This window comes from Mesorhizobium sp. WSM1497 (genome assembly GCF_001672455.2).
GTDB classification, from domain to species: domain Bacteria; phylum Pseudomonadota; class Alphaproteobacteria; order Rhizobiales; family Rhizobiaceae; genus Mesorhizobium; species Mesorhizobium ciceri.
Window position 1 is genome coordinate 3,197,886 of sequence record NZ_CP021070.1, and the last position, 14,008, is coordinate 3,211,893.

The 14,008-nt window shown below is 60.7% G+C and carries 12 protein-coding genes; 4 read left to right on the top strand and 8 right to left on the bottom strand.

Annotation, left to right across the window (positions count from 1 at the left end):
- Window positions 1-4: 4 nt before the first annotated feature.
- The 3 genes from A9K65_RS15500 to A9K65_RS15510 are packed head-to-tail and all read right to left on the bottom strand — an operon-like array spanning window position 5 to window position 5,216.
- Window positions 5-610 carry a 4'-phosphopantetheinyl transferase superfamily protein gene (locus A9K65_RS15500; RefSeq protein ID WP_084015868.1) on the bottom strand — a complete coding sequence of 202 codons (606 nt, stop codon included), beginning with the start codon at window positions 608-610 and terminating at the stop codon, window positions 5-7.
- A gap of 47 nt (window positions 611-657) precedes the next feature.
- Window positions 658-1,107, bottom strand: a complete 450-nt coding sequence (locus A9K65_RS15505) for a GNAT family N-acetyltransferase (protein ID WP_198327607.1) — start codon at window positions 1,105-1,107, stop codon at window positions 658-660.
- The gene (locus A9K65_RS15510; protein WP_064994072.1) at window positions 1,104-5,216 is read right to left on the bottom strand and encodes a Pls/PosA family non-ribosomal peptide synthetase; all 4,113 of its coding nucleotides are present in this window, start codon (window positions 5,214-5,216) and stop codon (window positions 1,104-1,106) included. The genes A9K65_RS15505 and A9K65_RS15510 overlap by 4 nt, the downstream gene beginning before the upstream one ends.
- Before the next feature lie 248 nt (window positions 5,217-5,464).
- Here A9K65_RS15510 and A9K65_RS15515 point away from each other — a divergent pair, with 248 nt between their 5' ends.
- From A9K65_RS15515 to A9K65_RS15525, 3 genes are all read left to right on the top strand, one after another.
- Window positions 5,465-6,073, top strand: a complete 609-nt coding sequence (locus tag A9K65_RS15515) for a BA14K family protein (RefSeq protein WP_064993965.1) — start codon at window positions 5,465-5,467, stop codon at window positions 6,071-6,073.
- Window positions 6,074-6,170: 97 nt separating this feature from the next.
- The gene (locus A9K65_RS15520) at window positions 6,171-6,512 is read left to right on the top strand and encodes a DUF2934 domain-containing protein (protein WP_064993964.1); all 342 of its coding nucleotides are present in this window, start codon (window positions 6,171-6,173) and stop codon (window positions 6,510-6,512) included.
- Between the two features lie 630 nt (window positions 6,513-7,142).
- Window positions 7,143-7,292 (top strand): hypothetical protein, encoded by a 150-nt coding sequence (locus tag A9K65_RS15525; RefSeq protein WP_086081318.1) that lies wholly within the window; start codon window positions 7,143-7,145, stop codon window positions 7,290-7,292.
- Between the two features lie 81 nt (window positions 7,293-7,373).
- On the opposite strand, the gene A9K65_RS15530 is transcribed toward A9K65_RS15525, so the two are convergent.
- From A9K65_RS15530 to A9K65_RS15555, 5 genes are all read right to left on the bottom strand, one after another.
- Entirely contained in the window at window positions 7,374-8,324 is a 951-nt protein-coding gene (locus A9K65_RS15530) for an EamA family transporter (protein ID WP_064993963.1), read from the bottom strand.
- 121 nt (window positions 8,325-8,445) lie between these two features.
- Window positions 8,446-8,865 carry a VOC family protein gene (locus tag A9K65_RS15535; RefSeq protein WP_064993962.1) on the bottom strand — a complete coding sequence of 140 codons (420 nt, stop codon included), beginning with the start codon at window positions 8,863-8,865 and terminating at the stop codon, window positions 8,446-8,448.
- A 677-nt stretch (window positions 8,866-9,542) separates the two neighbouring features.
- Entirely contained in the window at window positions 9,543-10,394 is an 852-nt protein-coding gene (locus tag A9K65_RS15545; RefSeq protein ID WP_157678505.1) for a HEPN domain-containing protein, read from the bottom strand.
- A 5-nt stretch (window positions 10,395-10,399) separates the two neighbouring features.
- Window positions 10,400-11,587 carry a DUF262 domain-containing protein gene (locus tag A9K65_RS15550; protein ID WP_084015836.1) on the bottom strand — a complete coding sequence of 396 codons (1,188 nt, stop codon included), beginning with the start codon at window positions 11,585-11,587 and terminating at the stop codon, window positions 10,400-10,402.
- Window positions 11,588-11,951: 364 nt separating this feature from the next.
- Window positions 11,952-12,446 (bottom strand): hypothetical protein, encoded by a 495-nt coding sequence (locus A9K65_RS15555; protein ID WP_064993960.1) that lies wholly within the window; start codon window positions 12,444-12,446, stop codon window positions 11,952-11,954.
- 744 nt (window positions 12,447-13,190) lie between these two features.
- On the opposite strand from A9K65_RS15555, the gene minC reads away from it, so the two are divergent.
- Complete coding sequence (gene minC / locus A9K65_RS15565) at window positions 13,191-13,991, top strand: septum site-determining protein MinC (protein ID WP_064993959.1); 801 nt, start codon at window positions 13,191-13,193, stop codon at window positions 13,989-13,991.
- Window positions 13,992-14,008: the final 17 nt, after the last annotated feature.

A 14,008-nucleotide genomic window follows, 5' to 3' on the forward strand; every position in this document is an offset into this window, starting at 1 on the left:
CGCGCTAACCCCTGTCTTTCTCGACAAACGCCAGCACCACCACGCGCGGGGCAACGCAGTAGGCGAGCCTGGCCTTGCGGCCTGTCTTCGTCGTCGCGTGGCCTGCGTTCAGGTCGACGGTGATGTCCTCATAGCCCAGCACCTCGCGATCGAGCGGATAGACGGCCTTGTAGACGGCTTCCTTGGCGGCAAAAAGGATGCGGCCGGCAAGATGCCGGTCGGCTGCGTCGGTGCGGTCCGCGGGTGTTGTCACGAGCGCCAAAATATCATCCGGGAGAGGCTGCGCGGGCTCGACGTCGATGCCGAGCGAGGCGATATCGCCAACCGGTGCAACCGCCGCTACCGCCATGTCGTCGTCGTGCGCGAGCGAACCCATTATTCCCTCGGGCCAGACCGGCGCGCCGGACGGCGTGCGCAGGATGGCGGCGTCGCCGACGCCAAGCTCCGCCAGCAGTCCGTGCGCGATCCACCGGGCCGCGCCGCTGGCGCGCCGCATGCCAGGCTGGCGCGCGGCGATGGAATGCGCTTCCCCAGGCAGCAGATGGGCTTCATCGCCTTCGCGGATCAGGCGGCATCCGATCCGGACACCGCTCGGCGCGATCGCGGCCATCGCCTCCAGCAGGGTCGTTTCCGCCGATGAATTCGCAACGGGCGGCTTCAACGATCGACCATCGGCAGGACGGCGATCATTTCTCCGTCCTCGTCGATGCCTTGTTCCACGAAGCCGGCTGCGCGATAGAGGTGGCGTGCGGCCTCGTTCTCGGGCTCGTAGCAGATCGAAACCTCCCTGATATGGCCGAGATTGCCGATCTCGTCGAGCAAGGCGCGCAATGCGGCCTTGCCATAGCCTTTGCCCTGGTGGGCGCGGTCGATCATGAAGCGGTAGACCAGCGCCTCGTTGTCCGACGCATCGTACATCAGGAAACCGACGACACGGGCCCCGGCCATGATGGCGCGCGGCCGCGCGTCTTCGTCGGTTTCGGCTTCTTCGAGGGACTCCGCATTGCTGGCGACGAAATCCCTCTGCTCCGGAGCCAGTTCCAGGGCCGCGACCAGGGCGCGGTTGGCCCTGGTCACGGCAACGAGACGGATGTCCTCGGTGTTCAAGCCGATGCCTTGGCCGAGGACTCGGTGATCGGCTCGACGAAGCGATGCAGCTTGGCCGGGTTGCCACGCCAGATCGAGTTGGGCTCCAGCTCTTCGCCCTTCATGACGAAGGAGTCGACATCGACCACCGAGCCTTCGCCCATGACAACACCGTAGTGGACAAAGGCGGAGGGTCCGAGCGTGCAGCCCTTGCCGATGCGGATGAAGTCGGACTTGAAGGCGCCTTCCTCCAGCGAATGGGCCTGGATGACGCAGCCCTCGTTGAGGGTGGCGTCGTCGCCGATCTCCACCAGCGAGCGTTCGGTCAGATTGCTGCCGCCGTCATAGACACGGCTGCCGATCCTGACGCCCAGCATGCGCAGGATCATCGGCCGGAATGGCGTGCCGGCGAACAGCCGCACGATCGGCGAATCCGCCAGCTTCCAGTGGCGTTCATGACGCCAGAACGCGACGTCATAGATCGTCGTCATCTGCGGCTTCAGCCTGCCGAAACCAAGACTTGCCCGTTCCACGAAGATGTAGAACGGAATGGTGATCGCCGAGGTCAGCAGCACGGCGACGAACAGTGCGACTTCAGCCCATTCGGTGTAGTAGTTCAGCGCCCGGTCCCAGATCGCCAGCGTGGCGAACAGCATGACCCATTGCGTTGCCACGAACAGCAGGATCGTCACCAGATTGTGGCGGTTCTTCAACGGGATGCGCCGGCGCCGGTCGTCCTCGTCGATGCCGGCGATGAGTTCCTTGTCGCGGTTCACCATGCGCGGGATTTCAAAGGCAGGCGAACCCAAGAGCCCGACATTCTCGCGCAGCGGCCCGTCGATGGGGATCATCACCTTGGTGCCGAGCAGGACGTTGTCGCCGGTGCGGCCGTCCGGCGGATAGTAGATGTTGTTGCCGAGATAGTTGCGCTCGCCGATTCTCGTCGGCTCGAGCCTGAAGGCGGCGGCGGATTTGTGCATGTTGATCATGAACAGCCCGTCCGACACCATGGTCTCGGTGCCGATCTCGCACAGAAGCGGGTTTTCGTGCTGCTGGTTGGAGCCGAAATTGGAGCCGGTCTGCACCACCTTGTTGAGGTTCCAGCCGATCGCTCGCATGTAGTGCACGATGGCCGAGCTGTCGCCGGCCAGCAGCCCGAGCACGCGGGAATTGCTGGAGAATTCAGCGACGGTCTGCAGCCAGTAGCGGAAGCCGTACAGCGTGTAGGTGCGGCCGGGCTTCAACAGCAGGCTGACCAGGCGCGGCACCAGCGTCGCCGCCAGGAAGGATGCGGCCATGTAGCCGAACAGCGTCACCGTGGTGCCGATCGCGACGACGCCGATGGTTTCCTGGTAGTCGTCGCCGACATTTTCCCAATAGCTGTGGAACAAGAGCGGCAAGGGGGTGACGATGGCAAACAGGCCGATCAGCTGAACCGCTTCGAACAGGAAGCGCCGGATGTTGGACGGATCGACATTGCGCACCTTGCAATAGTCGGCCGTGGTCGGCACGGCCGGCGAGCCATGCCAGCGTTCGCCGTCGGGGATGCTTTGGCCGCGGTGCAGCGAGGACGAATGGCCGAGCTGGGCGCCGTCGCCGATCCTGGTGTCGATGTCGAGCGTCGAGCCGACGCCGACAAAGGCATCGCGGCCGATGGTCAGCGGCCCGGTGTGGATGTAGCCGGACTGCGCCCGGAAGCCGAGGATCATCGATTCCTTGCGCAGGATGGTGTTGGCGCCGATCGAGATGAGATCCGTGCAGACGGGCACGGATTTCGATTCGATGACGGCGTTCTTGCCGAGCCTGGTGCCGAGAAGCTGCAGGTAGATGCTGTAGAGCGGGCTGCCGCGGAACAGCACGACGGGCGCGGTGCGGATCAACGTCTTGACCACCCAGAAGCGGAAGTAACGCACGCCCCAGATGGGAAACGCTTCCGCCTTCCAGCGGCCGACCAGCACCCATTTGGCGAGGACGGCAAAACCCGACATGCCGAAGAACACGGCGGCCGAAAGCGCCACGCACCTGATGTAGAGCTGCAGCGGATCGTCGAGCGCGTCGTACATCCAGTTGAGACCACCATTGATCGCCCACAGGGCGCCATAGCTGTAGAGCCCGTAGAACATCAGCTGTGCGGCGCCGCAGGTCCAATAGGCAAGATTGGAGGCCCGCCGCGTGAGGACGGGTTCGTTGGTGGCCGTCGTCATCTCGTCCGCTACGCCCAGATGCAGCGCCAGCCGCGCCACGGTCGGGTGGAGATAGATGTCGCGCATCGACGCCGTCGCCCATTCCTTCCTGGTGCGCACACGGGCGCAGAAATGCGCCATCAGCAGCGAGTTGGCGCCGAGATCGTCGAAGAAATTGTCCTCGACGGACACTTCGTCGAATTTCAGCACCGCGGCCAGCGCGTCGGCCAGGAAACGCTCGTCGTCATTGGCGGGCGCGACCATGGCGCGATCGGCCGAAAGCCGTACGCTTGTCGGCTTCGGCAGCTGGCGCAAATCCACCTTGTTGGAGACCGTCATCGGGATCGCCGGCAGTTCCTCCAGATAGGAGGGCACCATGTAGTCGGGCAGGCGCCGCTTCATCGTCCTGGCGAGGTCCGCGCGCGAGATCGCCGTCTGGCCGGCCTTGGCTGCGAAATAGGCGACGAGTTCGACGCGGCCGGGCTCGATCTCCCAGGTGGTGACGGCGGCTTGAGCGATCTCGGGCTGGTCGAGTAGCACCGCCTCGATCTCGCCGAGCTCGATGCGGTAGCCGCGGATCTTCACCTGGGTGTCGATGCGGCCGTTATACTCGATCTTGCTTTGGTCGTTGATGCGGCCAAGGTCGCCGGTGCGGTAGATGCGCTTCGACGGGTTGTTCGGCAGGCCGACGAAATCGGCGATGAATTTCTGTTCGGTCAGGTCGGGCCGGTTGAGATAGCCGACCGCGAGCCCGATGCCGGCAATGCCGATCTCGCCCAGTTCGCCGGGTTCGGCGAGCTGCGGCAGCGAAGCGTCGAGGATGACGATCGAGTAGGTCGGCAGCGGCGCGCCGATGGTGACGGGACTGTCCGGCGTCAGCGCGCCCATGGTGGCGGTGACGGTCGCCTCGGTCGGGCCATAGGTGTTCAGGATCTGCCGCCCCGGCTTCGACCAGCGCACCACCAGATTGTGCGGACAGGCCTCGCCTCCCACCAGCAGCGTGCGCAGGCTGGGCACATCCGATGTCATCGACGACAGCAGCGTCGGGCTGCAGGCGATGCAGGTGATGTCATGGAGCCGCAGGAAATCGGCGAGTTCCTCGCCCACCAGCGGCATCTGGCCGGGTGCCGGCACCACGGTTGCGCCGGCGACGAACGGCACCCAGATTTCTTCGGAGGAAAAGTCGAAGGCGATCGTCATGCCCTGGTAGACGCGGTCGCCCGGCCGGTAGCCGTAGGAGGCGGCGGCGACGCGGATGAAATTGACGAAACTCTGGTGCTTGATGACCACGCCCTTGGGCTTGCCGGTGGTGCCCGACGTGTAGAGGATGTAGCAGGTGTCGTCCGCTGAAGCGGCCTTCGCATGCGGCTGCAGCGGCGCGTCGGATTGTTTGGAGATTTCGACAGCAGTGCTGTCGATCAGCAGGTGCGGAACCGGCAGTTGATCGGCCCGCGACGCATAGGCGGCGATGGTGACGATCAGGCTGACGCCGGCGTCTTCGATGATGAGCGCCATCCGCTCCTCGGGAAAGGCGGTCGCCAGCGGCACGAAGGCAGCGCCCGCCTTCATCACGGCGAGCAGCGCGACATAGGTCTCCGCCGAGCGGTCGAGGATGAGCCCGATGCGGTCGCCCGGCCGCACGCCGCGCTTGACCAGCAAGCGGGCGAACTGGTTGGCCCGCCTGTCCAGCTCACGATAGGTCCAGACACGCCCGTCGGAGATCACCGCCGGCAGCGCTGCGAACATCTCGGCAAGCTGTTCGAAGACGGTGTCGAGCCGCTCGCCGGGCAAGCCTTGGCGGGCAAAGTCGGCGCCCGTCAGGATTTGCCCGCGCCTGGCTGTCGCGGGAGCCGTTCTTACCAGCGCAGCGACACCTGCCGGGCCGCTTTCCAGCCCCGATCGTTCCGCGTCCAGTTCGGCGATATCGACACCGTGATCCATTTCCATACTTTCCCGTCCAGGCCGGGCGTTGCCCGGCACGGCCATTTTTCCAGTTGTTGTGGGACGCTTATGCCATCCGATCTTTTCGGCAGTTTTTCCGAACTGTTGAATATTGTTTCTGAACTGTGTCTGGGCGGGGTTTGAGCCTCCCTTGGCGGCTGCGCCCGGCGGCAACGCCGGCGCGCGCGCCAGCGTTTTTCTGGAACCAGCCTTGAGGCCCCGCATTCTATGAGCAGGGACTGAAGGAGCGTGTCGTGAAAGCGGTTTTGGGACTGGTCTGCGGCTTCGTGCTGACCCTTGCGGTCTTCGGCAGCGGACTGGGCTTCGCCGCCTGGCTGCTTGCCGCAAAGCCGCCGCGCCAGGCAACGGCCACCGTCAGCGTGGCGGAGCTGTGGACCAAGAAGGCGCGGCCGGTGAACAAAGCCGGGCAGGGCCTCGAACGCCTGCCGGCCGCCCAGCCGGCGCCGCCCGACATCCCCGCCAAACCGCAGGAAACACCGCCCGACCCGACGGTCACCGGCGCCATCGCGCCCAAGGCGGCGGAATTGCCGTCTCCGCATCTCGCCTGGTGCGCCAGCCGCTATCGCTCCTACCATCCGGACGACAACAGCTATCTTTCCTACAGCGGGCAGCTGCGCCCCTGCATCTCGCCCTATCTCGAAGCCGCCGGTCAGGCCGGCCAGCCGGCTGCCGGTGATGGCGGGGAAAACGGCGCTGGCCTTGGTGTCTACCTTGCCGACGATGGCGGCGAAGCGCTTTCGGCCGACCATGTCGATTCCTGCTTCAGCCGTTACCGCTCCTACCGCCCGGAAGACAACTCCTACCAGCCCTATTCCGGCGGCCCGAGACGGCAATGCCAGTAGCCCCCGCGCGCCGCCGGCATGGCGATCCGATCGCGCGGATTTTCCGGAGCGTCCGCATTGGCGCGACGTTCAACCCTGACCCCAAGGAGGACTGACCATGAGCGACGACCGGGACGACAGAATTCGTGAGCGCGCCTACCAGATCTGGGAACGGGAAGGCCGCATGCAGGGCGACCCCGAACGGCACTGGCACCAGGCCGAGGCCGAGATCGACCTCGAGGGAGCCCTGCCGCTGACGGCGGACGATGCGCAAACCGGCGAGATCGCCAGCTCCGACGTGCTGGAGGTCGAGGCGCTGGCGGTGCGCACCGGCATCTCCGGCGACGAGGCACAGGAACTGCTCGACCGCCTGGGCAACGACCGCGCCGCGGTCGAGCAAGCCGCGCGCAGCCTCAAGGCCAAAGGGCGGCGAAACCCCGATGAGGGACTGGCGAAATAATCGGAGGAGGAAAAATGCCGGCCAGGCTGCGACGGCTGATCGGCACGAAAAGCCCGCGCCTCTGGCGGAGGACGCGGGCCGATCGGAGGGCCGATCTTCGGCAGGCGATGGAGGGCACCACCTGCCGCATCCACTAACAATTAGCTTTGGCTAATGTTCCGTCAAGTTGGATCTGAATTTACTGCGTTGGAATGTCGGCTGCCACCGCAATTGCGCCGCTGGCCTTGGTGGCCGCCGGCAGGCAGCTTGCGTCGATGGATAGGAATTTTTTCTTGACGGGGTGAGGGCAGCTATGCTACATTTTTGCCTATGGTGCTGATTTGCGCCAGTGACCCGCCGCCCAGGCGGGTTTTTGCGTTTTGGCCGGCGCTCGCCGAATTGCGACGTTGCCAGAAAGCGCCGACGCCAAAGCTGCCATCTCCCCACTTGTGGGGGAGATGGCCGGCAGGCCAGAGGGGGGCGCCGTAGAGTGCCGCCTTCGAACGGGTGGATCATTTGGATTGGAACGGCGTTGATCCCTGACACAACCGGGGAATGAGCATGGCGATAAGGCGCAGGCGCTGGTCGGCAGGCCGGGCTGCCCGGCAAGCGAAACCTTGATCAGGGCCAATCCTAGCCAGGGAGAGCGAGATGATCCGAAAACTCAAGGACGGCAAATACCGGCTGTATTCGCGCAAGAAGGACGACAAGACCGGCAAGCGGCGCAACCTCGGAACGTTCGATACGCGCGAGGCGGCGGAGAAGCACGAGAAGGAGGTGCAGTATTTCAAGCGGCATTGAGACGGGCCTCTGGCTGTCGCGATGGTGACCACCAAACGCCAATGCGGCCGGCGCTGGATACAGCCGTCACCCGCAAGATGTCTACGCCACGCGTGGTTGAGCTGGTTTGACCATTGTGGCGAGCACTATGCCGGCGACGATGAAGGCCGCGCCGACCAGGTCGTAATCGTGCAAGCCCTCGCCGAGCAGCAGATAGGCGAGGATGGCCACGAACACCGTCTGCAGGTAGAGCAGCATGCTTGCCCGGCTCGCGCCCAGCGTTTGCACGCTTTTGTTGTAGAGATAGTACATCAAGGCGCCGCCGGGGCCTGCCAGATAGGCGAGCGCGAGAAGGCTGTGGAGGTTCATGGCGGAGCGTTCGTCGTTGAACAATTCCCACAGATGGAAAGGCAAGGCGACCAGGGCACCGGCGCCGAGCAGCAGCACGACCATCGGCAGCAGTTCGATGCCGAATTTGGCACGGCGCAAAAGCACGGTGTAGAGGCCCCAGCAGAACGCGCTGCCGACGATCCACAACTCGCCGGCGTTGACTTTGAGTTGCAGCAGCGCCGTCAAATTGCCGTGGGCAACGATGAAAATCATCCCGGCAAGCGCAACCAGCGCGCCAAGCGACTTCCACAGGCCGAGCGGCTCGCCAAGCACGAAACGGGCAAGCACCATCGTCATGACAGGCGACAGCGCCATGATGATGCCGGCCGTGGTGGCGTCGGTGTGGTTGAGGCCGTGGTAGATCATACCTTGGCAGAGCGTCAGGCCGATCGCCCCCACGGCGACGACCTCCACGGCGCGCGTTCGCAAAAGCCCGATCATCGCTTCGTGATGACGGTGCACGATCGGCAGCAGGATGGCGCAGGCAAGCGCCAGCCGCCAGAAGCAGAGGCCCCAGGGCGGCATTTCAGGCGCCACCCATTTGGCCGCGATGTAGACACCAGCCGAAAGCAGCCAGCACAGGACGGCGGCCGGATAGCCGGCCAGGGAGGATATGGGGCGCACGGGTTGCGCGGCTTGATGCGCTATCGGCATTGCCTGCATGTCATGCCTCCCCTTCGATGACCTCGCCAGACGGGGACAACATAGCCTGTGTCGCTGGGTCGTGCATCCGTTTTGAAGGGGGTGAAAAGGAAGCTGGGCTCGGCCGATCGCGAAAACGATGTCAGTCCGCCTTGTCGCGGGAAGGCATCGCGGAAACGTCCATCCACATCGCGCCCACGGCATGGCCATCGGGATCAGCGAGGTCGCGTGTATACATGAACCCATGATCTTCGACTGGATTGATGTCAGCGGTGCCACCGTTCGCGGCAGCAGCTGTGGCCATCGCATCGACCGCCTCGCGGCTGTCCAGGGACAGCGCGAGCATGACCTCGCTGGACGTTGATGGCGGGATGGGGCGCGTGGTCATTGTCTGCCATTTTTCACGGCTGAGCAGCATGAAATTGATGTCTTCGCTCCACACCATCCCCGCAGCCGCCTCACTGGTGAAGCTGGGATTGTTCTTGAACCCGAGAGCTTCATAGAACGCCATGGATGCCTTCACGTCGGTCACCGGCAGGCTCACGAAAATCTTCTTGCTCATCGATCATTCCTTTGGTTGTCGAGATGGCAGTCCAGGCGCCTGCTGTAAGACGGTTGAGCGCCCGCGGATCCGACACCGCATCTCAACTTTTTTAAATCGCCGGCGCAGCGGCGCCGAGGCACGCGTTTGCTTTGGTCTCGGGTGTTCGCTTTTCGCGTGCGCCAGTGGGCTGCGATGGAGATCGATAGGGAAGCCGCCTGAGGAGAGCGAGATGACGCGCAAACTCAAGGACGGAAAATACTGGCTTTATTCCCACAAGAAGGACGAGAAGACCGGGAACGGCGGAACCTCGGCACGTTCGAGACGCGCGAGGTGGCGGAGAAGCATGAGCGGGAGGAGCAGTATTTGAAGCGGCGGTGAGGGGCTTGCCTTTTGACAGTCGCGATGGTGATGCACCGCAGGCTCTCGTGACCGGTTTAATCGTAATCCCGCCAAGTACACGGCAGCTTTGCGCATACTTGTTGTGGATGCAAACTTCGCTTCTGCCCGGAAGGAGACCAGAAAATCACATTTTCGCGCCATAGCCCACGTGGCGCCGGACCAACGAGATTCAACACAGTCTCGAAACAACCGGCTCTGCTGATGAAAAGTGGAATTGCGGCTACGTCGCAGCGTGCGTTTAACGCCCAAGCTCAACAGTTAATGTTAGATATTTGCAGGGGAAAACTCGCTTCTAATTATTGAACCACGTATGTTGCTAGATAGACCTTCCCGAGATCGGCCGTAGTCGCTGCCAATATATTGAGAAATTCAGCAGATTTAAGGACTTTGTCGGCGTCCGGAAATTCAGTGGTAGCCGTAGGATGAGCGATCTGATTGCGCTCCTCCATTATCTGGTTCAGCTTCGTTTGAGCCTCTGCTGCTGCTTCCTGATCTAAGCTCTTCCCCATAACGATCTTAATATTCGCTTGCTTTCCAACATCACGCCAAAAGTCCGTTAGGCCAACAGTTTTCATTAAATCCTGCAAAACGGCAGGCCGCATGTTGGCGTCTGTGATTGAGAGAACTTCTGACTTGATAGACAGGCACTGGCCGCCACCGCGAATATTTATAACCAGACTCTCAAGCAGGGCCTCCGATGTCAGCTCGTCGTGGCCATATTTCTTTGGGTTCTGTGCGATCTCCAGGGTTTTTTGACGAAGAGATTTTTGGATTTGATTCGGCAAATCTTGGAATTTTTGGGTCTTTCCAGCAATCTCGTCGGCGATCGACTCAACTATCTGTCGAATGTAGTACTCAAATCGGCCGGCGAGATATAGCAAAAGTGAGCCTGATAGTATCGGTAGATCTGTACGTCTTGACTTTGATTCTGTATGGAGATCTACTGCTTCTTTCCAAATTTTGCCTGTTATTTTCTCGTCTTCAGGGCCCTTTTCTTCCGCAGGGGGTGGTTCACTGGGGGCCGCTTTTGCAGGGGGTGGCTCGCTAGCACCAAAATCCCGAAAAAGCTTTGTCAGTGTAAGTAGGTTTTCGACCCTCGCCACGTCGCTTTTAAAGTCAGTGAGCACGATGTCCAGAGAATGTGGCATTGGCATTATCCTCTGAGAATAGCGCCGGCCACGTTCACGCGCTCTCTTATAGACTCCATTGTATTTCCTCGACCGACCAATACATCATACGTTGGTCTGTGCGAAAGAAATTCCTGCAATCTACCCCTTATATCAGGTCCGTATCTCTCAATGTTGATTTCAGGATGTTGGCTTAGCGCGATCATCAAAGCATCGTACAATGGTCTGCTTGGGCGCCTGGTTTTTGGCAGACGGAACGGTTCACCCTCAAAAACGTCTGTTAGGCGTGACAGCAGTGAGATGTATTCATGACCCATCTGTGAGAGAACGAAGTCATCCAGATTGGCGTTCGCGGCCATGAATCGATCTAGGATGCGACGCAGAGATCCTGTGCCGCCTCTTTGAATGGCGTCCCGCAACGCAAAAAAACGAAGTACTAACTCAGCGTCTGCCAGAGACGCATAAAGTGGATTTCGCAAAAGTGCTTCCGAGGGTTCTTTGTCCTCATTTTGCGTGAAGCGGGGTATGCCCCAGACCGACGTAAACGCATCGTCTCGCGCAAGGCGAATGAGTAGCGCGTTCAGTGGGCCGGGATACAGTGCATTCCGCAATTCCTGGGGATTCAATCGTATACCGCCTGTATTCAAGCGATCGAATAGTACCCGCCGCACGTCGAGTCCGTCATCATCGATCATGGTAGTCTCCGCAAGGAGAACGACGGCCGAAATGCTGCGACGCAGTAAACCTCTCTGCAAAACTGATGGTAAATCATTAAATCGTTTACGGTTGAGCTCGGACCAATACTCAAGTCCGGTCAATGAAAAGTTATTTGATAAAAATGCATTTATTGTTTCAAGTCTTTGTCGTCCGTCTATAACTTCGTACTGATTGTAGTCTGTCTCGTATAAGAAAACAGAAGGGATTGGAATATTAAGAAGGAGAGACTCTATCAGAAGAGACCTTTTCTTGTTGCTCCAACGAAGACGCCGTTGATACCCGGGATCGGTGTCTATAAGTTCCTTGTCTGGGCGAAGAGCGTTCTGTAGGTAGTCAAGTTGATAATCCTTCGTTTCTCTTACGACGCGGAGCTGACTTCTGGCATACTTTTCTGCGGGGTCCGTGATATCAAGGAACACGTCACTGGTATCTGTGGCCTCTTCCTCAGTGAACCAGGCATCTATGTCGTCGCGGGTAAATCCTCTTCGGCCTGCCATGGATATCCTATTTGCGCGACGCTGAGCTTGGATTGGATTGGATTGGATTGGACGGATTCTCTTTCCGCTCTAATTTCTTGCTAGTCATATCCTTGCCTAATCGCAACCACAATGGTTTGCCGATCGTTCGCGTCCGGCGCCGCAATTGACTCCACCTAATACATGGTGGCTCCGCCCACCCCCAATTGACCATTCGTTAGCCATTCCTTCACTAGCGTCTATGCCAAATGCATTCGCTTCCGTGCCCACTCGTTCGTCGCTTTCAACTTGACCCCGGAAACGCCTATGGCGGGGTTGGATCATTGGGCGCGCGTTTGTCCGCACCGTAGCGATAAGAGCTGGGAGACCCGTTGGTTTTGAGTAGCTATGGGCTAGCAAAAGTCAGTTTCCGAGACTTTGCCCAGCCGTAAATGAACTGACGGATTTCCTCGGTCCTTTCGCGAGGTGGTACCTTCCCATTGCGCATCGACACAGTCGCCTCGTGGCCAACAAGCCAGGGAACTAGACCTAATCGATCGCAGCTCTCTCCAGCGTCCGAAAGACCAGGGTTGAGCCACTGGACGAAGATGTCGAAATCGCCTTCCACTACGTAGTCCAGCGTTTTGCGTACCGTCTCGGTATATTGGATGGAGCATAGTACAATGCGGCAATCCTGGTCGCCGAGGATGTCTCCGGCATAGAGTTGACGCTCCTCCGGTGAGCCACTGATCAAAAACACTTCGACGCATTCACCGCCATAGAGCGTTAGGGTTCGCGTATGGCGGCCAGTTCGAACCGTCGCTCCAAACAAGGTGTTCCAAGTCGTCGATTTGCCTGAATTTCGATTGCCCAACACTCCAATAAAAAGGCGCTTTTTCAAGGTAAATCTTTCCTCGTGACGATCTTTTGTTCGGCGTTTAAATCTTTTGTTGTAGTATTGGGCAGGCCAAGACGGCGAATTTTCAGAACAAAGGCAGCGGCAGCCGGATCTTGCTTACGTCTTCGGGGCCCCACATCGCCCCTTAAGAATGGCGATCTCAGCCTCGTGGTCACCTCCAGACATGGATGCGACCGGCACGCCGATCAGGAACACCCCCAGCGCATCTCCGGTCGCCGCTTTGTTCTGCTGGTTTGTTATGACGGCAAGACGCTCTCTGTCGGCTTGGGTACAGGGGCCTGAGTTTGGAATTCCCGATATCCTGTCCGGCGGTGTGGCACATCCCGCGAGACTGGCCAGCACCGATATTGTCAAAACAGTATGTTTCACTATTCCCCCACTTTTCAATAAAACCCACCCGCCGATAACATTGCGCGGTGCGTGACATTGCACAAGTATTAGGCGCAGCGTCATACACGACTATTTTTGACAAACGGCGCTAATATCCGTCGCACTTGGCCGGCCGCTGGGGTTGTAAATGCCGTTGCTGGTGGCTGGTGATGATCGCGCTAGGTCGTACCTTGCGGGGCTTCCGAGCGGTGCGAAGCGGTTGGCCATGCTTGCGGCAAGCGCCCAGCGCGAGGCTGTCAGGAGTCACGGCTTTGGTGGCCCACCCCACCCCCCTCATTAACCATTCGTTAACCATTCCCTCGCTAGCGTTTACCTCTCAGTAAGGATTCGCCAGCCGTGACCTTTGCCGCCCCCCTCGAGGCCAAATCCATTCGCTTTCGTGCCCGCTCTTTCGTCGCTTTCACATTGACGCCGGAAGCGCCTTTGGACGTGTGGCTGGAGGGGCTGGATCATTGGATCGGTAACTCGCCCGGCTATTTTGCCGGGCGGCCGGTGGTGCTTGATCTCAACATTTTGAAGCCCGATGTCGCCGCGATCGAATCGCTGGTCGGCGTGCTTGGCCATCGCGGCATCCGCGTCTACGCCATCGAGCTCGACGGCCACACCGCACTCGAGCCCAACCTGCCGCCGGTTTTGGTCGGCGCCAAGGAGGCGACGACGGATGGGTTGCTGCCCCGCAAGGCGCGGGAGGATGTTTCCGGAGAGGACAAGGCCGAGGGCAGGGCGCCTGAAGCCGGCGCGGCCACGGTCGGCGACGGCAAGGCTGGCGCAAGCAAGGCGGGCGATAGCGAGCCGCAGGTTGAAGCTTCGGGCACGCTGATGATCAAGGCGCCGATCCGCTCCGGCCAGGCGATCGTGCATCCGCATGGCGATGTCATCGTGCTGGGTTCTGTCGCTTCCGGGTCGGAGATCATCGCGGCGGGCTCGATCCATGTCTACGGCACGCTGCGCGGGCGCGCTTCGGCGGGTGCGCTCGGCAACAGGGGCGCGCGCATCTTCTGCCGCAAGAACGAGGCGGAGCTGCTGGCGGTCGACGGCTGGTATGTCACCGCCGAGGAGATGGAAGGCGTTTCGCGCGGCAAGCCGGTGCAGGCGTTTCTCGATGGCGACGCGTTGCGGGTTTCGACGCTGAGCTGACATTCGTTTCGATATTG